Raw genomic sequence first — 23442 nt, forward strand, 5'->3', positions numbered from 1 at the left:
CTCCATACAATATTATTGTAAGAAAGAAACGACGAGTCAATTCATTTGCTTACACTAGGACAACCTCTACCTTACATTTACATATTCATACCTTACAAAACTGTAAGGTTATTGTAAGCTAAAACGATTTGTCAGATTCTTTACCTCTTCTATACTTAATGTAGATACTAAAACGAACGAAAAGGTGATAAATAGATGAAGAAGAAAAATAAAGTGTTAATTACTAGTGTAGTAGCAATCGGAATTGCAGCTGGATCATACTTTGCATTTGCTGGTGGCGGTTCAGATGTAGCAATGGCATATAGCGGATATAAAGTAACCGAAAAACAAATCCAAAACGCGCAAAAATTTGGTGGCGAAGTTATTCCAAATGGAATTGAAACTATTTCATTCGATCCAACAAAAGGAACATATGAATTAGCTGTGAAAAAAGGCGATGAAGTGAAAAAAGGTCAGCTTCTATTTAAATACAATGATCCGACTGCGAAACAAGGTGTAACAGAAGCAGAAATGCAAAAGAAAATCGCACAAAAAGAAGTAACGTTGCTCCAAAAACAAATTGATGTAGCGAAACAAAAATTACAAAAAGATAAAAATTCAGGCCTTCCTGCTGAAGCATTAAAAGCATCAGAAGCCGAAGTTGGGCAATTAGAATCACAAATTGAAATGAAAAAGTTTGAAGTTGAAAAAGCTGATGAAATGATTAAAGCAGCAAAAGAGAAAGTAAACAATCTTTCTGTAACAAGTCCTGCTGATGGCGTAATTGATGATATCGTAAAAACTGCTGACGAAAAAACAGGTATGAGCGGAATTACTCTTCGTCACGCTGGTCAATTTAAAGTAAAAGGTCAAATTTCTGAATATGAGCTTGCTAGTATGAAAGTTGGGCAAGAAGTAACTGTTTCATCAAAAACTGTCGCTGGTAAGACTTGGACAGGAAAAGTAACAGAAATCGGTTCTACACCATTAAAGAGCATGGATGAAAATAAAACTGTTTCTAACTATCAATTCACTGTCACATTAGATAATAGTGACGAATTACAAAACGGCTTCCACGTTTACGTAACAAGTAAATCTGGCGAAGCAACTGGTACAATTGTTCCGAAAAGCAGTATCGTGAAAAAAGGTGACAAAAATGTTGTCTTCGTTGTAAAAGACGGTAAGGCGAAAGAACAAGCAGTTACTGTTGAATTCGAGACTGATAGCGAAGCAAAAGTTTCTGGAGTGAAAAAAGGAGAGGAAATTATCTCTAAACCTGAAAAAGACTTAAAAGATGGTATGGAGGTTGTCGCCCAGTGATTAACTTAAAAGGCATCACGAAATCCTTCCAAAATGGTGCAGAGTCCGTTCAAATATTACACGGAATTGACGTAACACTGAACCAAGGAGAATTCACTTCAATTATGGGACCTTCTGGTTCTGGTAAATCAACATTAATGAACATTATCGGTTGCTTAGATAAACCGACGACAGGTACGTACGAACTAGCCGGTCAAAATATTTCAAACATGTCTGAAACAGAACTTGCACACGTACGTAATAAAGAGATCGGATTCGTATTCCAAAACTTCATGTTATTACCGAGACTTACAGCGCTTCAAAATGTAGAACTACCTCTTATTTACGCTGGAGTCGATAAAAAAGAAAGACGCGAGCGCTCATTAGCTGCTTTAACAAAAGTCGGTTTAGCTGATCGCGCTACTCACTTACCGAACGAATTATCAGGTGGACAAAAGCAGCGTGTCGCCGTTGCCCGCGCAATCGTAAATAACCCGAAATTCATTTTAGCCGATGAACCGACGGGAGCACTTGATACGAAAACAAGTACACAAATTATGGACCTCTTTTACGAATTAAATAAACAAGGCTCAACAATCATTATGATTACCCATGACCGTGAAATCGGGGAAGCTGCAGCACGTCAAATTGTAATTCGTGACGGAAATATCGTCCAAGATTGGAGAGGTTAATTTTGAATACGAGTGAAAATATACGCATGGCCCTTTCCTCTATCTTTGCTCATAAAATGCGTTCTATCTTAACGATGTTAGGTATTATTATCGGTATTAGTGCCATTATTACTATCATTTCAATGGGTGATGGTACAAACGCAAAGTTTAAAAAAGAATTAGGCCAAGGAAAAGATAACGAAGTAACGATTTACTACAACAATCCTGATTACGGAACAGATAGTGCCAAAATCACACCTGATATGCTAAACCGTCTGCAAACTGTACCAGGCGTTAAAGATGTGTATCCAGACGTAAGTATGAAAGTAAAAGCATCTGCTGGTTCAAAAGATGTAAATCTTGATTTAAAAGGTGGAACAGGCGCCTTTATGACAGATTCGAAAATAAAATTAGTTCACGGTCGTGAATTAAATGACAGTGAACTAAATCAAGCAATCCCTGCTGTTATATTAAATGAAGAAGCTTTCAACAAATTATTTAGTAGTGGTTGGGAATCAAATCAATACACAGATATAAAAGGAAAGCCGTATAAAATAGTTGGTGTATACGAAACGAAAAATGACTTTGGAATGCCTATGCCTGAAGGTTATACATCACTTGAAAATGCGCCTGTCATTTCAGGAGTAAATGAGTATGACTCTGTAAGATTAACAATGACCTCTCCGACAGAACGTAAAAGTGTAGAAAAACAAGCTGTTTCTGTCTTAAACGAAATGAAAGCTCCTAAATTTGAGCACAAATTCGAAGCACAAGATTTAGGTGAATTTACGAAACAACTAGACGAATCAATCGGTATGATGAAAATGGTATTCGGTGGTATTGCCGCTATCTCCTTACTTGTTGGTGGTATCGGTGTAATGAACATCATGCTCGTATCTGTAACAGAACGTACACGTGAGATTGGTATTCGTAAAGCACTTGGTGCAACACGTGGTAAAGTATTAACACAATTCTTAATCGAATCTTGTATATTAACAGGACTTGGTGGTTTCATCGGATTCATGCTCGGTATTTTCTTCGCTTGGATCGTCTCAATCTTTGCTGGATGGCCACTCGTTGTCTCAAAAGAACTTGGACTTCTTGCAGTAGGTATCTCAATGTTAATCGGTATTATATTCGGTTTACTGCCAGCTAACAAAGCTGCCAAACTGGATCCAATTGAATGTTTACGATATGAATAAACAAAAACGTAGGAGTTTACACTCCTGCGTTTTTTATTTATCTACTAAATTGAGTTTCTTCTATTATATATGTTTCACGTTACAACTACCATTCTAATACTCTTCATTATTTATAGGTACTAAGGCTATTATCTAATTCTATTATTGCAAAAATACTATGTAACAGACGAAAATCAAGGCGTAATTTTTTCCATACTTCGACTGATTTTGTAACAATTATATCGATATTTTATTAAATTTCACCTCATTTATATATTTTCACGCCTAAAAAGATTATCGTTTCATAACTAAATTTCCATTCAAACAGTAAAATAAGCTATTTTTGTAACGCTATAGATATCATTAAGAAATATTACTGTAACATTATTAACGTTACAGTAATTGAAATACTACTCATTTTGTGTTTCATATGCCCTAATACGCCAAAAAACAACAAGGAAGCGCTATCAGGATATTTATGGAATTGTTACAGAATATTAATGCCCCGTTACGAAAGCTTTGTAATTTTATGTTTTTCGCAAATAAGAAAATAATGGTTGCTATAATGAGGTCAACGAAAACAAATGCAATGGAGGCTATTATGAAAAAATTTATGGGTATAGCAACAGCAGCGGTTTTTGGTCTTGGGATTTTCACAACATCTGCTAAAGCAGAAACAATCGTAACGACTGACGTACTAAACGTACGAGAAAACCCAACTACTGAATCAAAAGTTGTAGGAAAATTATTAGATGGATATAAAGTAAATGTTTTACATACAGAAAATGGTTGGTCAAAAGTTCAATTGAATAGCGGTAAAGAAGCTTTCATAAGCGCTGACTATACAAAAGACACTTACTACGTAACAGCAAACGTATTAAACGTACGTGCTGGGGCAAACACAGACTCAGAGATTCTTGGTAAGTTGAAAAAAGATGATGTAATTGAAACAACACACCAAGTACAAAATGATTGGATTCAATTTGAATATAACGGAAAAACAGCTTATGTTCATGTTCCTTACTTAACAGGTAAAGCACCAGTTAAAGTTCAACCAGTAGCTAAAGTTGAAAAAACGACTACAGTTCAAGATACAGCTAAAGTTCGTGAAGCAGCTAAAGCTCAGGAAGTAGCTGAAACTCAAGCAAAAGCTAAAGCAGTGGAAGCAACTAAAGCTCGCGAAGCAGCTGAAGCTCAAGCAGAAGTTAAAGCTCAAGAAGCGGCTAAAGCTCGTGAAGCAGCTAAGGCTCAAGAAGCAGCTAAAGCTCAGGCAGATGCTGAAGCTCAAGCAGAAGTTAAAGCTCAAGAGGCAGCTAAAGCTCGTGAAGCAGCTAAAGCTCAAGCAGATGCTGAAGCTCAAGCAGCGGCTAAGGCTCAAGAAGCAGCTAAAGCTCGTGAAGCAGCTAAAGCTCAAGAGGCAGCTGAAGCTCGTGAAGCAGCTAAGGCTCAAGAAGCAGCTGAAGCTCGTGAAGCGGCTAAGGCTCAAGAAGCGGCTAAAGCTCAAAAACCAGCTACACAACAACCTGTTGCAAAAGAAACTGAAACAAGTACACCATCATCTTCTCGTGAGTTACGTGTTGTAGCAACAGCTTACACAGCAGATCCACTTGAAAATGGTTATAAAGCAGGCGACCAAGTAAAATCAGCTTTAGGCCACAACTTAACAGCTAATCCAAACATGAAACTAATTGCAGTTGATCCAAGTGTCATTCCATTAGGTTCAAAAGTATGGGTTGAAGGTTACGGAGTAGCAATCGCTGGTGATACTGGTGGAGCTATTAAAGGTAATAAAATCGACGTTTTAATGCCAGATAAAGGTTCATCAAGTAGCTGGGGACGTAAAACAGTTACAGTTAAAGTATTAAACTAGTTATAAAAAAGAGCCAGTCTCATCGTTGAGACTGGCTCCTTTTCTATAATTATTACATTCTTTCTTTCTCTTGAAAGTAAGCAATATTGTCTCGAAGCCACTCCCTCTTCGAAATAAACAAGTTTCCACGTTTTTTGTATACCTTATCAAATATCTTTAAAACTTCTTCATGATTAGCAAACTTATGTAAGAAACGAAGAGCAATGATAATCTCTGCTTCATCCGTAGGCTCTACTTCATTTTTACGTCTTCTAGCAACAATTTTATTCACACGTTCGCAAATTGCTCTCATTGCCATTTCGTCGCCATACGTATAAATAGCTCGAACAGCTTCATATTTCACCATAACATTTCTATCATGTAAAGCTTCAATATAAACTATTTGTAAGTCCGATCCCCCTATTTTTGCTAAAACCTCAATAACGGTTGAACGAACATAGGCACTATTACTATATAAAAGCTTTGTTAACGGCAGAATCGATTGCTTCGTTCCAATCTCAAACAATGTATAACAAATATGTGTAATCTCATCTTTATTTTCTTCAGTATCCAACAACTTTAGCAACGCACTTTCCGCTTCTAACGATTTATATAACTTTAAGGAAGCAACTGCCCAATAACGAACACTATCGTTTTTATGATAAATATACGGAATGATTTTATTTGTACTACTTATTTCTGGCAATGTATAAATATTACTAAGCAGTTCACTTAACAAAGTCGGGCTTTGTTCACATTCCAAACGATCTATAAGATAATCAGCAATATAGATTTCCTTCGTATTGATGGCGAGTTTCGTCATTAAATAATAAATATCTTTCTTCATAGATACCTTTTTTGCTTTGATTACCTTCTGCTGTAAATAAGGAAAAGTTAATAAGTCATTTAACGCTTTTGCTTCATCATACGCACGATGCCAAATCTCTGTTTCCTCATCAGCCATCCGCCTTAATAAATCATCTATATACTCTTCCATCTCCTTCTCTCCCGTCCAAATTAAGTCTATCTCTTTGCATTCTATATACGATAGATTACTATTTCAACAGAAAAAAGAGGATGTCACAGCATCCTCTCCTTCTCTTCCCTATTCCACACAAGTAAACTGCGTCCAAGCTCCTACATAATCTAGTAAGAATAACTCCTCTTCTGCAATTGTACCGACAATATTTTTCCGTTCATCTATCGGCATTTCTTTCAGAATGATTTGCAGTTCACCTTTATACTTACCAAATGAATTGTTTCCAATTACAACTTGCCCTCTTTCCTGCAGCACACTTTCACGCACTGGGAAGTCATAATCTTTGTACTTTTTACGTACTTCTGTAGAACGTACCATATACTCTGTTATGTCGCCGCGCCTTACGTGTAATTCTTGCAGCGTAGCTCTCTTCTCTACTTCAGTCGCTTCGTCTACAAAGTGCACTTTTAGCTGTAACATGTAGCGATTTAAGTTTCCTAGTTTCTCTAACTCTTCCTCACTCGCATAAGCATTTCCGATAATGACATCATCAATTAACCCTGTTGCCCATAAATGCTTCGCTTGTACTTCAATTGGTAAATTACGATGCTCTTCTAATGTACATAATCCATCGTTAATATCCCATGGACCGATGTTTGCGACATGTGATGTAATAAAGGCTGCACTGCGAATACCATGCTTTTTAAAGCGTTCACTACAGCGAATGAAATAATCGTATGGAAGACCAGTGAATTTTTGCGGATAAAAATTATGGCAACCAATTAAAGCTGATTTATTCGCTTGATGCGAAAGAATATTTTCTAAGTACGCAATATCGTTACTTACATTTAACTCAATTTTTAAACCGTACGGATTATTCGTCATTTTCGCTTCCGTTAATCCGTCAAAACCTACATCTAAACGAATACCGTCTGCGCCTAATTCTGCGAAAAATGATAGATCGCTATAACTAATACCAAGCTGATCAAACACAGCTGGAGCTACATCTAAAATAACTTCCATATTGTTATCTTTTGCGTGATTGATAATCTCTTTAAATTCAGCTACAATTTCTTCTTTCGGACGATTCACAGATAACAAACAAGTAAATATTCTTGAGAAACCGTGTCGTGCCGCTGCGGAAATATAAGCCATATCTTTTTCTTTCGTTGAATGTTCTGGATAAAGTGAAATTCCTAATTTACGCTCCATGCTTTTGCATCTCCTTCACACGTTGTATTAATGCCATGCTCGTAAATCTATATTTTGCAGATAAACACGTTGCACATAAAATTGTCGGTACAATAATTACGTACGGTGATTGCAATCCTAACATTACATATGCACCCATTGAACAACCGATAAATAAAACTGATACTAGTAGTAACACTAATAAAGATTTACTTTGTACCCATTTCGAATAATGGGCAATACACTGTCCGACCACGAATGTAATTAAGATGATAATTGCTCCGAGCATTCTGTTTTCTCCTCTCCTGCTAATTGTTGTTTCTCATACATTTTGAAGAATGGATAGTAAATTACGAATGAGATGACAAAGTTAACAAGTACAAGTACACCAGCCATAATTGTCCAGTCCGTACTAATTACCGCTGCAATTGGTGCTAACATCGTAAATGGCAGTTTCGCCATCATAAGTGGAATCATACCTGAAACAACTGCAAAATATGATACTGTCGTTGTCACTAACGGTGTAATAACGAACGGAATAATTAGAATTGGGTTCATTACAATCGGTGCCCCAAAAATAATTGGTTCGTTAATATTGAATAAACCTGGTACGAATGATAATCTACCTAACTCTTTTAGGAACTTAGATTTAGAGAACATAAACATAATTACTAAAGCTAACGTTGAGCCTGATCCGCCAATCCATACGAACCATTGAATAAATTGCTCTGTAAATAAGTTTGGTAACTGATGTGCATTTCCTGTAGCCGTGAATACTTCCATATTTTCAAGAATTGCTGAATCCCACATCGGACGAATAATTGGTCCTAAAATCGCTGGTCCATGTATACCGAATGACCAGAAAAACACGATTAAGAATACTGTTAATAAACCACCGAATAAATTATTTCCTACTAATACTGATTTTAATGGTGCGATTAAATATGTGATCGTTGTATTCACATCAAATTTCAAACCGTAGCGAATGCCCCAGAATAAAAGAATAACTGCTAATGTTGGAATTAATGCTGCAAACGAATTTGAAACTGCTGGTGGTACACTATCTGGTAATTTAATCGAGATATTATGCTTAATCATAAAATGATAAATTTCTACTGCAATTAATGCTGTAACAATTGCGCCGAATAAAGACGTTGCACTTAATGTTCCTACTGAAATATATCTCCCTGCATCAATAACACCTGGTACAGCTTTCGTAATTTGAATTGGTTCAACTGATGCTAGTAAAAAGGCGAGTACAGATAATAACCCTGCACTTAACTGATTGAGCTGATAAAAGTTCGCGAGCGAAGCCCCTACACCAAACGCTGCGTATAATGCCATTAGTCCTACTGTAAATCGAAATGGAATATCTAAAATATGACGAAACGGTGCGATCCATTCCATATATGCATCAATTGGTAAATTTAAAAAGATAACAAAAAATGATCCGACGATCGTTAACGGTAATGTAGAAATAACCCCGTTTCGAATTGCTAATAAATGTCGTTGTCCTGCAATTTTTTGCGTTGTTGGCATAATCTTTTGTTCCATAAAACTCATAAACCCATTCATCAATAGCCCTCCTCTTTCTCTCTACTATAAAAGAACGAAATAAACTTTATAACATTATAATGTTTATATTTAAAAAGATATAATTATGCTAAAACTAATTGTTCTGCTTGCTTAAGCACCTTCAAACCATCACACATGCCATAATCTCGTTGGTCTATAATCGCAACTGGTATATTGTATGAATTTGCAAGAAACTCTACAGCTGGGAATAAATATTTCACCTGTGGGCCAATTAAAACGACATCGGCTTCCTTAATTTCAAGCTTCACTAGTTCTGAATCAACTGCCTTAATTTTATAATTCTTCCCCTGTTTCTTTGCCTCTTCTTGCATTTTTCTTACGACCATACTCGTTGACATACCTGCTGCACAACATAATAAAATGTACATCTTATACGGTCACTTTCTCTTCTACTCGTTTATGAAGAGCAATAAATTCTTCAGCCAGTTCTTTCACTGTAATTGCATTCATTAAATGATCTTGTGCGTGCACCAACAGTAAACTAATTTCTGCATGATTTCCTCTTGCTTCTTCTTGAATTAAATCCGTTTGAATACGATGCGCTGCTGAAATTTCCTCACTAGTAAGTTTCATCTTTTCGCCGGCATTCCCGAAATCTCCTTGTCTTGCAAAAGCAATTGCTTCAAGCGCCGCACTTCTCGCATTGCCACCATGTAAAATTAACGCAAATGGAGTTTGCATATCAGCCATTTTAAATTCCCCCAAGCTATATGGTTCTATATTTTCATCTTATTATGAAAACGCATACAATTAAACATAAAAAACTTCCGTTATGTAACGGAAGTTTTTATATACTTTTTCAAAATGATAATAAAATCTCTTGAAAATCTTCAATTACCTCGGTCTGAGTAAGTTTCTCTATCGTAGTTTGACTAGACATAATATCATATAAAAAATCATAAAGCCTTTGCAAATCTTCATTATTATTGCGCTTTACACTAAATAAAATAATTACTTGTACTTTTTTATCTCCCCAATCAACAGCCTTTTCAAGTGTGCAAAACATCAAAAAAGTTTCCTCACTTAATAACTGCATCGGATGCGGGATTGCAACTGAATTCCCAACCGCTGTCGGAGACGTATTTTCTCTTTCCATAACAGAAGCATAAAAGTTTTCTGGTACATAGCGTTTCTCAGCAGCTTTCTCACATAAAAACTGAATAACATCCTCTTTCGTAGAAGCACTATAATTTAAAAAGATTAAATCTTCCTTAATATAAGGCTGCACACTAGTATTCACATGCGTAAACAACCGCTGACCAATCGATTTAATCTCTTTATCATCAAATATTGAATTCACTTTTATAACTGGAACAGGCAAGCCACTCGGTATATGAATCGTACTAATAATACAATCTATTTTTTCTTTATAAAGATCTTCTACTTTCAATTGATAATAGCCTGTAATACCTACAATCTCTAATTTATCTCGGAACTGTGATAAAATTTTATATTTTAATAGTTGGGCACTTCCTTGACCAGTCGCACAAACTAATAAGCATCTTTTCTTTTGATTTTGCTCCTGCAAACGGCTCATAGCTCCACCGAAGTGAATTGCAATATAACCAATTTCACTTTCAGGGATCGATTCACCCGTATATTCACCAATGATATCTCCAACGAGAACCGCAATTTCAAAAGCATACGGATAATTCTTTTTCACTTCTGCCAAAAGAGGATTTCTCGTATTTAACTTATACTTCAAACGATTTAATAACGTTTTTAAATGAATACCAAATCCAAATAATAATTCTTCATCATAATAAAAAATAAGATTCCGTTCTTCCGCTACTTTAAAAAGAATATGTTGCATAAATGCATATATATCTTTCCCTAATAGCTCTTCTATATTTTCATAGCGATTTCTCGTTGTAACAGCAGTACTTAATAAATGCATCGTCACATATAATACTTCTTCTTCTGGAAATGAAAATTTTAACGCTTTCTCTAAATCTCCTAAAATCTGCTTCGCAATTGTATATTCTTTCTTTATTATAAGTTCTGATTGCTCCGCATGCAGTCCTTTCATATAATGTTGACTTTGACAACGCTTTAATGCGATTGCAATATGAATGACTAAATTATCAATTTCTATATCAGATAAATATATTGTTCCGCCTTCAATATACTTTAATATAATTGAACGAATGAGTGATATATGCGGTAGCGATAAATATGTCTCCGTCTGCTCAAATTGCTCATGAAACGGAGTATGGTCATAACGCGGTAAACCATATTGTGATAAACAAGAACGAATATTAAATTCCTCTCCAACAATACGTATACCATAATACGGTCTCTTCTCAATTTGTAATTTATAGCGACCACATATATCTGTAACATCTTTCATAATTAAATTGACCGTTGATTTGCTCACATACATCTCTTCCGCTAATTCTGAAAGCTTCACATATCCCTCTGTCATTAAAACACGCTGCAGAATGTACGCTATTCTTTCTTCATAAGAAGTTGGGATCTTTTCCGTCTGTTTTTGAAATAGACTCACACAAAAGTCTTCAAATTTCTTCTTTTGTATAATTTCTAATTCGTACCCAGTCCCTCTTTGCGATTCGATTTTCGCTCCGTTTTCTTCCAATATATCATTTAATAATTTTATATCCTTTTGAATCGTCTTCGTCGATACATGTAAACGGCCCGCTAAAAAAGCTCGATTTAACATCGATTTCTCTTCTAAAAATTCCTCTAAAATAGAAATTAATCGCTGATGCACCTTTGTCATAGCTCTTCCTCTCGCTCTTTATATATAAAGGGGGAAAAGCTGCTGAAATCAGTAGTTTTTCCCCTTTATATTCTCTCTATTTCTTTAATGTAAATCCGAATTTATCCCATGCTTGTAAATAGTCTAGTAAGAAAATCTCTTCTTCTACAATTCGACCAACTACATTTGTTTTTCCTGTATTCACCATATCTTTTAATGCAATTTGTAATTCGCCTTTATACTGACCATATTGTTCATTATCAATTAATAAATCCCCACGCTTAATTTCACGCGTATTATGAGGTTTAAACTCTTCTTTTTTATATTTCACACGACTTTGTGTAGAACGAATCATATATTCAGATACATCTCCGCGATAAAAATGTGGTTCGTTTAATACGATAATTCTTTCTAGTTCTGTCGTTGTATCATATATTTCTATATCAAATGTTTGTTTCTCTTTATTTAATGCACCTAGTGCTTGTAATTCTTCTTCTGACGCATATGCGTTTGCAATAATAACATCATCAATTAATTCCGTCGCGAATAAATGTTTCGCCTGTGTTGTCATCGGTAATTCACGATGCTGCTCTAATGTACATAACCCTTCTGTTACTGGCCAAGGTCCGTATGTTGCATCAAATGATGAAATAAAAGCAGCCGTTCTCATACCGTAATCTTTAAATTGTTTCGAGCATTTAATGAAATGATCGTATGATAACCCTGAATAACGATGCGGATAAAAATTATGACAACCAATTAAATTTTCACGATTTGGTCTATGACTCATAATGTTATCTACATACTTCGTACCATTGCTCATATTAATCTCAATTTTCAAACCATACGGATTATAAGTCATAATTGATTCTTCTAATCCTGAAAAACCAACATCTAAACGAATACCGTACGCACCCAATTCATGGAAGAATGATAAATCATTATACGAAATACCTAATTGTTCAAAAACAGATGGACTAATATCCACTAATACTTGGAACCCTAATGCATTCGCATGTGAGATCGTTTCTTTAAATTCTTCAATAATTTTCTCTTTTTCTCCATCCACAGATAATAAACATGTGAACACACGTGTAAACCCATATTTACTTGCTAATGTTAAATACTCCTTATCTTTCTCTACTGTTGAATGTTCTGGATAAATAGAAATACCTAATCGTCTCATATGTACACGCCTCTTTCTTCATCATATTGTAAACCTTTTCAAATATATGTAGTGAAAAAGTATATATCCCCTTCTTGTTCACTACTCCTTTGAATCCGCTTTCTTTAAAGAAAAAACAATTTCTATCATTCTTAACACCTACAAGTCTATACATCTATACTTTACATCTTTTTTTCATAGTTGTGTAGCCTTTACACAAATTTGTCAGTTTTTCACCTTAAAAATTGTTATCCGTTTTCAAGACACCTTCCTTGACTGTTGCATTGGCCAATACATATACTCGAAAGAAAAGAGAAAATTTTATATAGGGGATGAATATATGGGAGAAGCAATACTCGTAAAACGAGAACCGTTATGGACAAAAGAGTTTGTTGCTTTAATTTTTGCAAACTTATGTATGTTTTTAGGGTTTCAAATGTTAATTCCAACCTTACCTGTTTATGTGAAAGAAATTGGTGGCACAAGTTCAAATATCGGATTTGTTGTCGGCATGTTTACCGTTGCGGCACTTTTTGTTAGACCGCTAACTGGGAACGCCTTGCAAAAATTCAATAAAAAAATCATTTTAATGATCGGTACTGCTATCTGTTTACTCGCTATGGGCAGTTACCTTTTCGCCTCAACTATTTTTCTCTTGCTTGCTGTTCGTATTTTGCACGGAGCTGGTTTCGGTATTACAACGACTACATATGGAACTGTCGTTTCTGATTTAATTCCCTCAGCTCGCCGCGGAGAAGGCATGGGATATTTTGGTCTTTCTGGAACACTTGCAATGGCCCTCGGTCCACTTATCGGACTATGGCTTATGCAAACATATAACTTCACAATTCTTTTTTTATGTGCATTATCGTGCACAATTGTTTCATTAATATTAACGAAACTACTTCAAATCCAAAAAACGAAACAGCCTCCACAACAATCATCTAGTACTTTTCTCGATGGATTTATTGAGCGTAAAGCTTTACTTCCTTCATTATTAATATTATGTATTACATTAATGTACGGAGGAATCGGAAGTTTTATCACACTATTTGCTACAGAAGTCGGCATAGCTGATATTAGTCTCTTCTTTTTATGTAACGCACTAGCAATCGCTGTGACTCGTCCATTCTCTGGAAAGCTATATGATGCGAAAGGCCATACATTCGTCATCATTCCGGGAGTTATTATAACGTTTACAGGTATTATTTTATTGTCGTATACGACGACAATTCCGAGCTTAATTATTGCTGCAGCATGTTACGGAAGTGGTTTTGGAGCGATCCAACCTGCACTACAAGCATGGATGATTGACCGCGTAGCACCGCATCGACGCGGCGTAGCAACTGCTACATTCTTCTCCGCATTTGACCTTGGAATCGGCGCTGGAGCGATTATCTTTGGATTTATTGCTCACTTTACAAACTATGCAACTGTATATCGTTACTCCTCTCTATTACTTATTGCTTTTCTCTTCATTTACATTACAAGCATAAGAAAACAAAAGCATGGCGATAAAAACACGGAAAAAGCTGCTGGATAATTCAGTGGCTTTTTTATCATGTTAAACGAATTGTTTTCCCTCATTTTGCTGTTCTAAAACTACATGCATTTCTCTACATATTTTTTTAACGTTCATCAAAAAATATACGATGAACTTGCAGACGCTTTCCTTGATATTCGACTGAACAACATTATTCTAAAAAGTGTGATTTCTTTACAAAATTAAGATTTATACAAGATAAAAACCAATGAAATGCAGTTGTTTCTTTAAGGGATTGTAAACTTTTATTCCTTTTGTAAATTTAGTGTAAATTTTACTAGCAAACCGTTTACAGTGACTCAAGGTTCAGTTAATAATTACATCGTACATGAAATTTAAGGAGTGGAATGCGTGGAATATAATGTTCAAGATATGATCTTCCAGTTCATTGGTGGATTAGGTATTTTCTTATTCGGGATTAAATACATGGGCGATGGACTGCAACAAGCAGCTGGAGATCGTCTTCGCGATATTCTAGATCGTTTTACAACAAACCCACTTATGGGTGTACTAGCAGGTATGTTAGTTACTGTATTAATCCAATCCAGTTCAGGAACAACCGCTTTAACAGTCGGACTTGTAAGTGCCGGATTTATGACATTAAGACAAGCAATCGGTGTTATTATGGGTGCAAACATCGGTACGACAGTTACTGCATTTATTATCGGAATTAAAATCGGAGAATATGCTCTCCCAGTTATGGCAGTTGGAGCAATCTTACTATTCTTCTTTAAAAATAAAAAAGTACATTCTGTAGGTCAAGTTGTATTCGGTTTTGGTATGTTATTCTTCGGTTTAGAATTAATGAGCGCAGGTATGAAACCTCTTCGTTCTTTAGAATCATTCCAAGAATTAACAGTGAGCATGAGTGATAATCCAATTTTAGGAATTGTTGTCGGTACAGTCTTTACTTTAATTGTACAAAGTTCAAGTGCAACAATCGGTATTTTACAAGAACTATTCGGTCAAGGTGCAATCGATTTACAAGCAGCTCTTCCTGTATTATTCGGTGATAACATCGGTACAACAATTACAGCTGTATTAGCAGCAATCGGTACTTCAATTGCAGCAAGACGTGCAGCATTAGTTCACGTTATCTTTAATATTATCGGTACAATTATCTTTACAATTTTATTAATACCATTTACAAGTTTAATTCAATATTTCCAAACATCATTAAACTTGAATCCAGAAATGACTATTGCATTTGCACACGGAACATTTAACGTAACAAATACAATCATTCAATTCCCGTTCATTGCAGTGTTAGCATGGATTGTAACAAAAATTATTCGTGGTGAAGATGCAGCGATTGACTTCAAACCACAACATTTAAATCCAATCTTTATTGAACAATCTCCAGCCATCGCTTTAACTGAAGCTCAAAAAGAGATTATCCGTATGGCTGAGTTCTCATTACATGGATTAAAAGAAGCAAATCAATTTTTAAATACACAAGACAAAAAACACGCAAACATGGCTACTCAATTAGAAGGAGCTATTAACAATTTAGATAAAAAAATTACCGAGTATTTAGTTTTACTATCAGAAAAGCCACTTTCACCTACGGATTCTGAAAAACATTCTGTTTTAGCAGGTGTTGTTGGAGATATTGAACGTGTCGGTGATCATGTAGAAAACCTTGTAGAACTTGTAGATTTCCAAATTTCAAACCGTGTTTCACTATCAGATGAAGCATTAGCTGAATTAAACGAAATGCTTGAGTTAACAATTTCAACACTGCAAGACTCAGTTGAAGCTTTAACAAACTTCGATACTGAACTAGCTCAAACTGTTATTGCCAAAGAACGCAAAATCGACCAAATGGAACGTGTTCTTCGTAAACGTCACGTATTACGTCTAAATGAACGCAGCTGTTCAGGTGATGCAAGTATCATCTTCGTCGATATGGTAAGTAACTTAGAGCGCATTGGCGATCACGCTGTAAATATCGCTGACGGTGTTTTAGGTGAACAAGGAAAAATCAATCTAAAACAATCATTATAATAAGAAAGAGACGCTAACTTAAGCGTCTCTTTTTTCATTATATTTTAACAACTGTTCTTCCTTTTAACTTTCCTTGCAATATAAGTGCAAACTTCTTCTCTAATTCTTCTAATGTACATTCTTCTGTATAAGATAGTAACTCTTTATTTCCCCATTCTTTCGCTAAAAGCGTCCAAACATCTCTTCTCACATCTACTGGGCATTGCACGGAATCTATCCCTAAAAGGCTTATACCTCGTAAAATAAACGGATATACCGTTGTTTGTAGTTCCTGGCCTGCCACATTACCGCATGTCGTTACACAACCACCATACTTTACTGTTTTTAAAGCTGTTTCTAGCATATGTCCACCTACAGTATCGATAACTCCCGCGTATATCCCTTTTAACATCGGTCTTCCTGATTCATCATTCAATTCCGCGCGATGAATCACCTTTTTCGCTCCTAGACGTAGTAGCATATCTTCCTCTTCCATTTTTCCTGTCGCTCCTACTACGTTAAACCCTAGCTTACTTAATATACTAACAGCTACACTCCCTACGCCGCCTGTAGCACCCGTTACTAAAACATCTCCCATACTAGGCTTGATTCCTGCTCCAATAAGCTTATATACCGACAAAGCCGCAGTAAAACCTGCTGTCCCATACATCATACTTTCCTTTAATGACATTCCTTCCGGTAAAGGCACGACCCAAGATGATGGCACGCGAATATATTCTCCGAAACCACCAGAGGTATTCATACCTAAGTCATATCCCGTTACAATAACTTGATCTCCTGCTTTAATGGTAGCATCTTCACTACTCACAACCACTCCTGCAGCATCAATTCCTGGCGTATGAGGATATGTTCTCGTAACACCCTTATTACCAGTAGCTGAAAGAGCATCTTTATAATTTAATGAAGAATAATGAACCTGTATTAACACGTCTCCTTCAGGTAAACTACTTACTTCTCTCTCAACAACTTTTCTTACAAACTGATGATTTTCCTTTTCGTTCACAACGATTGCTCGGAATGATGTATGATTCATTATGCTCTCTCCTTTATCCGTAAAGTTCTTCTTTATTATATAGAAAAACTTAGTAAACCTACTCGTTTCTTCTTGGCTATATTTCAACAAATCTTACTTCTCTATCACTTTCTCACAATATATATTTTCATTTCTACTAAAACAACTTATACTTATTCTACATCTCAAAAATATAATATAGAAAATCTGACTTTTTATAAATATATTGAATTTTTACGAAATGTAAATGTTTTGTAATGTTTTTTTTCGCTAAATTTCATTATAATAAGTGGATATGAGTGTCGTATTTCAATCCAAATGAAGGAGTACAGGAAATGGAGCAAAACCCATCTTTGCAAGAAAATACACGCAATAAACCGAAAAAAAATAAGAAAAAAATAAAAATTATTATAAGCGCTATACTATTCGTTTTATTAATAGGTGGCGGTTATACTTGGTTTTTAGTAAATAAAGCATCTTCTGCTGTTCGAAATGCCGCACACGATTTAGCACGCGGTGATAAATCTGATTTACGTGATAAGGCTGTAAAACCTATTACAAACAATGTCTCTGTTTTAATAATGGGTGTTGATGAAAGCGATGTCCGTGGAAAAGAATATGGTGAAGCTATAAGAACAGACGCGCTTTTACTTGCAACATTTAATAAAGATAGCAAAACTGTTAAACTATTAAGTATCCCACGTGACACATATACTTATATTCCAATAGAAAAGAAAAAAGATAAAATTACACACGCTCATGCATTCGGTTCTGCTAAAAACGGAAAAAATGGTGGACCACAAGCAAGCATTGATGCAGTTGAAAAATTAATGAATGTTCCTGTCGATTATTTTGTAAAATTCAACTTTAAATCATTTATAAAAATCGTCGATGACTTGGGCGGTGTTGAAGTTGATGTACCAGTTGAATTTACTGAGCAAGATAGCAATGATAATGCTGAGGCTATTCACCTAGAAAAAGGTGTTCAAAAGCTAAATGGCGAAGAAGCTCTTGCTCTTGCTAGAACAAGACACATCGATAGTGATGCAATGCGTGGACAACGTCAACAACTCGTTATCGAGGCTATTTTAAAGAAGCTAACAAGTGTTGGTTCTGTAACAAAAGTTGGCAACATCATTGATGATATTAACGGACAATTCGTTACAAACTTAACATTTGATGATATGCTTTCATTCTATAAATATGGATCGGATTCGGAAATTGAGAAATTACAAATCCAAGGTGATGATTGCTATATGGCAAAAGGTGACGATACTTGTAGCAAATCTGCTGGTGGTGGTCGAACTTACTACTACAATCCAGATAAAAAAGAATTAGCTAATGTTACAAATGAACTTCGTACTCATCTTGGGCTACCTGCATATACAAAGTCTGACTCAGACTCTGATTCGAAAAAGACAAAAGAATCTAAGTCTGAAAATTCAAGTGAACGCGAATCAAGTAACAATGAAGTGAAAAATAAGAACAAAAATAGCAGTGAAGATACAGAAACATCGTCTAACGACAATGAATAGTAAAGAAGCCGTACTCTATGGAGGTAGAGTACGGCTTCTTTTTATTTCTTCAGAATTAAAAATCAGAACTTTCTAACTATCTTTTTTAATATTTTTAAATTATAATAAATAGTAGCAATCTATTCCAATTATCAGGGGGCTCATACATATGAAAGCTGCAGTAAAACATAACATCTCAGATTTTAAAGACTACTTAAAATCCAACGATATATACATGGAAGAAAATATAGATGAAAATGATGGCTCTGTTCATTTTTCAGTAGGATTAGAGACTGAAGCTGGCGCAAAAATTCAACTTATCGCTGCTTTCCAAAACGAACATCCTACGGTGGATATATACTGCTTCAATGTTGCTCACGTACCTGATGCAACATCAACAAATGATATTTTACATGTCATCAATGAATTAAATACATCTTATCGCTTTGCAAAATTCACATTAAATAAGCAAAATGCAATTGATATTTCAACATCTCTTGCATTCTCAGAACCAAACTTTAATCCAGCACTTGTCTTTGAACATACGAGAATGCTATATAAATTAGCGAATGACGAATATAAAAACTTAATGAAAGTTATTTGGGCATAAATAAAAGGATGGGCTGCAAGCAGCCCATCCTTTTATTTCGATATCATATCAATCCACATCTTAACAGCAGTGCCGACAATTAAAATCGATAACATATATTGTAGTACTTTTTGATTTATCCTCTTCCCGACTCGCGCTCCAAGTGGCGCAGCAAATATACTTGCAACCGCAATAATTAGAGCTGGAATGATAACTACTTGTCCAGTAATCACTTTTCCAGTCGTAATCCCTACTGAGGAAATAAACGTAATAGCGATAGATGTCGCTATCGTCATGCGCAATGGTAATTTTAAAATAACTAGCATAATAGGAACTAAAAGAAACGCACCTCCAGCTCCAATAATGCCCGAAACACCTCCTACAATAAACGCTAACACACTTGCTAACCATTTATTATACTTAACTGCTCCACTATTATTTTTCTTCGGTACAAACATCATCATAGCTGCAATGGTCGCCAATACTGTATAAACAACATTTACAGCGTGTTCATCTAATAGATTTGCACTAAAACTTCCTATAAAACTTCCTATTAATATACTAGCTCCCATATACACAACTAACATTTTATTCATATCAGTACTTTTCCGATATGCCCAGGCACCTGCAAAAGTTGCAAAGAATACTTGTACTGCTGTAATACCGCTCACTTCATGTGACGTATAGCCATTAAATCCTAACAATACCGGAATATATAAGATCATCGGATAATTAATAATTGCACCGCCAATTCCAACCATTCCTGATATAAACGATCCTATAAACCCAATTATAAAAAGTAATAATACTCCACTCACCTTACATCCCCCTCCTTCTAAAAAGAAGGTGATTAAATGAATAAGTTTACATTCCCATCCGAAGCATCTGCTAAATATGCCCCTACACCTGCAAACTCTACGCCTTCCATAATCTCTTCCTCTTTTAACCCTAATAAATCTACTGTCATTTGACAAGCTACAAGTTTAATCCCCTGTTCTTTTGCCAAATCAATTAAATCTGGCAAAGGCATTGCATTATGTTTTTTCATAATGCCTTTAATCATCTTTGGTCCCATACCAGCAAAATTCATTTTGGATAACCCCATCTTATCAGCACCGCGTGGCATCATTCTTCCAAATACTTTTTCTATAAATGTTTTCTTTACATTCACATGTTCATCTTTCCTTAAAGCATTTAATCCCCAGAAAGTATGAAAAATAGTAACCTCTTGATCATACGCCGCTGCACCATTTGCAATAATATAAGCAGCCATTGCTTTATCGTAATCTCCGCTAAATAAAACGATTGTTGTTTTCTTCTGTTGTTCCATATTGTTCTCCCTCCAATTACCTATAGGGGTATTTTTATTTATAAAAATTGTTTCTCCCTATTCTACTTTTCCTTCCCAAGCTAACATACCACCTACCACATTGATTACTTGAAAACCGTAACTTTCTAAAAATTGAACAGCTCTTGCACTTCTCCCGCCTGAACGACAAACGATAATATATTCCTGATTTTTATTTAATTCATGCATACGAAACTCTAATAGTCCTAGTGGAATATTACATGCTTCTGGAATTTTCCCTTCAGCTACTTCTTCTACTTCACGTACATCCACAATATTTACCGCTTCTTTACGCAACAATTTTTCTTCTAATTCTTTTGTAGTCATTTCTTTCATTTTAAATTTCCTCCTCACAAACCATTCATACCACCTGAAACGTTTATTACTTGCTGAAACCCTAGTTTTTTCAATACCTTTGCTGCTTGCTTACTTCTCATTCCACTTTGGCAAATAACGATTACTTCCTTATTCTTATCTAATTGATTCGCCTTACTTGCTAGATCATTTAGGGGGATATTTTGAAAGCCTTTCATATGATTCCCTCTATATTCACCTACTGTACGGACATCAATAAAATACTTCCCCTTTTTCCCCACTATACTTTTCAATTCTTTGCCATTTATATTTTGAACACCTTTCACTGGTAAAAATCGTGAAATAACAAACCATGCAGCAAGTACAATGAAAAGCGTACTTAATATTGTGTTCATATAACCAACCTCCCTATATTTACAAAACTATTGCTTCACTACGCCTTCCTAATCCAAAACTTCAGCACATCGCCTTCTTCTTCAAGCTTTACGATGTCATGGCCACATTTATTTGCCCACGCTGGAATATCCTTAACTGACCCTTTATCCGTTACATGTATTTCTAACACTTCTCCAGTTTGTAGAGCATCCATTGCTCTCTTTGTTCTTACAATCGGCATTGGACATGCTAAACCTTTCGCATCTAACACTTGTTTTATATTCATCATCAATTCCTCCATTTTTTATTTATTTCATTATTCGTGCACTGCACAACGATTTGGACCAATCTCCATTTCACGCTCTTTATCCACACTTGGGTGAATTTTACCCATATTGGTTTGACGAATTTCTTCATATGCATTTGGCTGAGGTGGTAAGTTTTCTGTTACAACTTTACGGAACTCTCCCTCATCCTCAATATTTAACCCCGCATTATTCGCAAACAAATCTTTTAATTTTGCGCTAACAATACCACTTTCGTTCATTTCACTTATTTTTGAATAATGAGCCGGTAACACAACTAAATTTTGAGATAGCTCTTTATATCGGCTATACAAAGTATTACGTAAATCACTCACCCAATCTTCAGCCTTACCAGCAAGATCAGGACGCCCAATTGAATCTACAAATAAAATATCGCCTGATAATAAATAAGAATCATCTACAATGAATGACGTACTTCCAATCGTATGTCCTGGTGAGTATAATGCGTCAATTACAATTTTAGTACCCCCCACCGTAATAACAGATCCTTCAACAAGCGGTTCGTATGAAAAAACAACTTCCTCTGCATCTTTTGGTGGTAACCAATACGTACCACCTACCTTTTCCGCTAACTTACGTCCTCCGGAAATATGGTCTGCATGTAAATGTGTATCCATTACATTCGTAATCGTAACGCCATGCTCTTTCGCAAATTCTTCATATGCCTCGGCTGTTCTTACTGCATCAATAACTGCTGCTTCACCATTTGAAACGACCATATAAGATAAACAGCCTTTTCCAAGGCGGTTAAACTGATACATACTTCCACCATTTTTTAAATCTCCAACTTTTATAGGCTTTACATATTCACTCCAAGCCTTCATGCCACCAGCTAAATAATAAATATTTTCTAATCCAGCCTCTGTTAATTGCTCTGCCACAAATATAGAAGACCCTTCTTTTGCACATACTACTAAAACATCTTTATCTTTAGGTAATTCACTTACAATATGATCTACACCATCTAACAAGTCAAAGTAAGGTCTATTAATAGAAGAAACTTGTTTCCCTTCAATTTTCCAATCTTCATAATCCGCCTCATTACGAACATCTAAAATGAATAACTCTCCGAATAAAACTTTCTCTGCCACATCTTTTGCTTGTAACGGTTTAACATTCATTTCATTACCCCCATAGGTATATTTTCTTTCAAAAAAATTTATTTCTCTATATTCCCTTGCCACTCTAACATGCCTGGAATGACATTTTTCACATTTGCATAACCTTTCTCTTTCAACATGTGGCAAGCTACATCACTACGGTTACCAGTTCGACAAACAACATAAATTTGCTTCGTCTCATCTAACACTGCACTGTATAATTCACCTAATGGCATCGAAATGGCGGATGGAATATGGCCAAAAGCAAATTCCGCTGCTTCGCGAACATCTAATACAATACACTCTTCACCATTTAATAATATCTCTTCCAATTCCGAATTCGTAATTGTATGAGGATATTTCACAACTTCATTCACTTCATGCTCGTTTGCTTTCCTAACATAATGCACCAATACATCACCCTCGTGTTTCGTCCCTATATATTGATGTCCTACTTTACCCGCCCAACTTTTTATATCTACCGTAGATCCTTTATCTGTCGCCTTAACTTCAATCACTTGCCCTGGTGCTAATCCTTCTATCGCCTTCTTCGTTTTCACAATCGGCATCGGACAAGCCAACCCTTTACAATCTAAACTCATATCCACTTTTATACTCATAATCGATTCCTCCACAATTTATATACATATACCTGTAGGGGTATATTAAAATGTTTTTGAAAAT

General features: G+C 35.6%; 24 protein-coding genes. 8 read left to right on the plus strand and 16 right to left on the minus strand.

Annotated elements, in window-relative coordinates; translation table 11 throughout:
• Positions 1-195 precede the first annotated feature (195 nt).
• The 4 genes from ACUN13_RS11210 to entC all read left to right on the plus strand — a co-directional run bounded on the left by ACUN13_RS11210 (position 196) and on the right by entC (position 5000).
• A complete protein-coding gene (locus tag ACUN13_RS11210; protein WP_025689750.1) occupies positions 196-1299 on the plus strand; it encodes an efflux RND transporter periplasmic adaptor subunit in 1104 nt (367 codons plus the stop codon).
• Complete coding sequence (locus ACUN13_RS11215) at positions 1296-1970, plus strand: ABC transporter ATP-binding protein (protein WP_000609100.1); 675 nt, start codon at positions 1296-1298, stop codon at positions 1968-1970. The genes ACUN13_RS11210 and ACUN13_RS11215 overlap by 4 nt, the downstream gene beginning before the upstream one ends.
• 26 nt (positions 1971-1996) lie before the next feature.
• Positions 1997-3151, plus strand: coding sequence for an ABC transporter permease (locus tag ACUN13_RS11220; protein WP_001986269.1), 1155 nt, complete (start codon positions 1997-1999; stop codon positions 3149-3151).
• 457 nt (positions 3152-3608) lie between these two features.
• The gene (gene entC, locus ACUN13_RS11225; RefSeq protein ID WP_025689753.1) at positions 3609-5000 is read left to right on the plus strand and encodes a cell wall-binding protein EntC; all 1392 of its coding nucleotides are present in this window, start codon (positions 3609-3611) and stop codon (positions 4998-5000) included.
• Positions 5001-5052: 52 nt separating this feature from the next.
• Here the strand turns inward: entC and ACUN13_RS11230 are convergent, their stop codons facing one another.
• The 8 genes from ACUN13_RS11230 to ACUN13_RS11265 form a co-directional block, all read right to left on the minus strand.
• Entirely contained in the window at positions 5053-5976 is a 924-nt protein-coding gene (locus ACUN13_RS11230) for a HEAT repeat domain-containing protein (protein WP_088345650.1), read from the minus strand.
• A 108-nt stretch (positions 5977-6084) separates the two neighbouring features.
• On the minus strand, positions 6085-7170 hold the full coding sequence (locus tag ACUN13_RS11235) for a DUF871 domain-containing protein (RefSeq protein WP_000440054.1): 1086 nt from the start codon (positions 7168-7170) through the stop codon (positions 6085-6087).
• A complete protein-coding gene (locus tag ACUN13_RS11240) occupies positions 7160-7438 on the minus strand; it encodes a hypothetical protein (RefSeq protein ID WP_000900048.1) in 279 nt (92 codons plus the stop codon). Before ACUN13_RS11240 ends, ACUN13_RS11235 begins: the two co-directional genes overlap by 11 nt.
• Positions 7414-8724, minus strand: coding sequence for a PTS sugar transporter subunit IIC (locus ACUN13_RS11245; RefSeq protein ID WP_001013053.1), 1311 nt, complete (start codon positions 8722-8724; stop codon positions 7414-7416). Before ACUN13_RS11245 ends, ACUN13_RS11240 begins: the two co-directional genes overlap by 25 nt.
• Before the next feature lie 83 nt (positions 8725-8807).
• Entirely contained in the window at positions 8808-9113 is a 306-nt protein-coding gene (locus tag ACUN13_RS11250) for a PTS sugar transporter subunit IIB (RefSeq protein ID WP_000275642.1), read from the minus strand.
• A gap of 1 nt (position 9114) precedes the next feature.
• Complete coding sequence (locus tag ACUN13_RS11255) at positions 9115-9435, minus strand: PTS lactose/cellobiose transporter subunit IIA (protein ID WP_088345648.1); 321 nt, start codon at positions 9433-9435, stop codon at positions 9115-9117.
• A 109-nt stretch (positions 9436-9544) separates the two neighbouring features.
• The gene (locus ACUN13_RS11260) at positions 9545-11485 is read right to left on the minus strand and encodes a BglG family transcription antiterminator (protein WP_000169796.1); all 1941 of its coding nucleotides are present in this window, start codon (positions 11483-11485) and stop codon (positions 9545-9547) included.
• A gap of 76 nt (positions 11486-11561) precedes the next feature.
• Positions 11562-12650, minus strand: a complete 1089-nt coding sequence (locus ACUN13_RS11265) for a DUF871 domain-containing protein (protein ID WP_001253349.1) — start codon at positions 12648-12650, stop codon at positions 11562-11564.
• Between the two features lie 319 nt (positions 12651-12969).
• Here ACUN13_RS11265 and ACUN13_RS11270 point away from each other — a divergent pair, with 319 nt between their 5' ends.
• Positions 12970-14172 carry an MFS transporter gene (locus ACUN13_RS11270; RefSeq protein WP_000503245.1) on the plus strand — a complete coding sequence of 401 codons (1203 nt, stop codon included), beginning with the start codon at positions 12970-12972 and terminating at the stop codon, positions 14170-14172.
• Between the two features lie 351 nt (positions 14173-14523).
• Positions 14524-16179 (plus strand): Na/Pi cotransporter family protein, encoded by a 1656-nt coding sequence (locus ACUN13_RS11275; RefSeq protein ID WP_000456278.1) that lies wholly within the window; start codon positions 14524-14526, stop codon positions 16177-16179.
• A 37-nt stretch (positions 16180-16216) separates the two neighbouring features.
• Here ACUN13_RS11275 and ACUN13_RS11280 read toward each other — a convergent pair whose 3' ends face one another.
• Entirely contained in the window at positions 16217-17212 is a 996-nt protein-coding gene (locus ACUN13_RS11280) for a YhdH/YhfP family quinone oxidoreductase (RefSeq protein WP_088345644.1), read from the minus strand.
• A 314-nt stretch (positions 17213-17526) separates the two neighbouring features.
• On the opposite strand from ACUN13_RS11280, the gene ACUN13_RS11285 reads away from it, so the two are divergent.
• The gene (locus tag ACUN13_RS11285) at positions 17527-18726 is read left to right on the plus strand and encodes an LCP family protein (protein ID WP_000437391.1); all 1200 of its coding nucleotides are present in this window, start codon (positions 17527-17529) and stop codon (positions 18724-18726) included.
• Between the two features lie 148 nt (positions 18727-18874).
• On the plus strand, positions 18875-19315 hold the full coding sequence (locus tag ACUN13_RS11290; RefSeq protein WP_000642362.1) for a hypothetical protein: 441 nt from the start codon (positions 18875-18877) through the stop codon (positions 19313-19315).
• Positions 19316-19347: 32 nt separating this feature from the next.
• Here ACUN13_RS11290 and ACUN13_RS11295 read toward each other — a convergent pair whose 3' ends face one another.
• From ACUN13_RS11295 to ACUN13_RS11325, 7 genes are read right to left on the minus strand one after another with little or no spacing between them, the layout of a single operon-like run.
• Complete coding sequence (locus ACUN13_RS11295; protein ID WP_088345642.1) at positions 19348-20112, minus strand: sulfite exporter TauE/SafE family protein; 765 nt, start codon at positions 20110-20112, stop codon at positions 19348-19350.
• Positions 20113-20144: 32 nt separating this feature from the next.
• On the minus strand, positions 20145-20624 hold the full coding sequence (locus ACUN13_RS11300) for a DsrE/DsrF/DrsH-like family protein (RefSeq protein ID WP_000437742.1): 480 nt from the start codon (positions 20622-20624) through the stop codon (positions 20145-20147).
• Positions 20625-20681: 57 nt separating this feature from the next.
• Positions 20682-20978 (minus strand): rhodanese-like domain-containing protein, encoded by a 297-nt coding sequence (locus tag ACUN13_RS11305; protein ID WP_000661810.1) that lies wholly within the window; start codon positions 20976-20978, stop codon positions 20682-20684.
• Between the two features lie 14 nt (positions 20979-20992).
• On the minus strand, positions 20993-21352 hold the full coding sequence (locus ACUN13_RS11310; protein WP_001092318.1) for a rhodanese-like domain-containing protein: 360 nt from the start codon (positions 21350-21352) through the stop codon (positions 20993-20995).
• Positions 21353-21390: 38 nt separating this feature from the next.
• The gene (locus tag ACUN13_RS11315) at positions 21391-21621 is read right to left on the minus strand and encodes a sulfurtransferase TusA family protein (RefSeq protein WP_002093886.1); all 231 of its coding nucleotides are present in this window, start codon (positions 21619-21621) and stop codon (positions 21391-21393) included.
• A gap of 27 nt (positions 21622-21648) precedes the next feature.
• Complete coding sequence (locus tag ACUN13_RS11320; RefSeq protein ID WP_088345640.1) at positions 21649-22779, minus strand: MBL fold metallo-hydrolase; 1131 nt, start codon at positions 22777-22779, stop codon at positions 21649-21651.
• 38 nt (positions 22780-22817) lie between these two features.
• On the minus strand, positions 22818-23378 hold the full coding sequence (locus tag ACUN13_RS11325) for a sulfurtransferase TusA family protein (RefSeq protein WP_088345638.1): 561 nt from the start codon (positions 23376-23378) through the stop codon (positions 22818-22820).
• Positions 23379-23442: the final 64 nt, after the last annotated feature.

The sequence above is a fragment of the Bacillus cereus group sp. Bce041 genome (assembly GCF_052646455.1).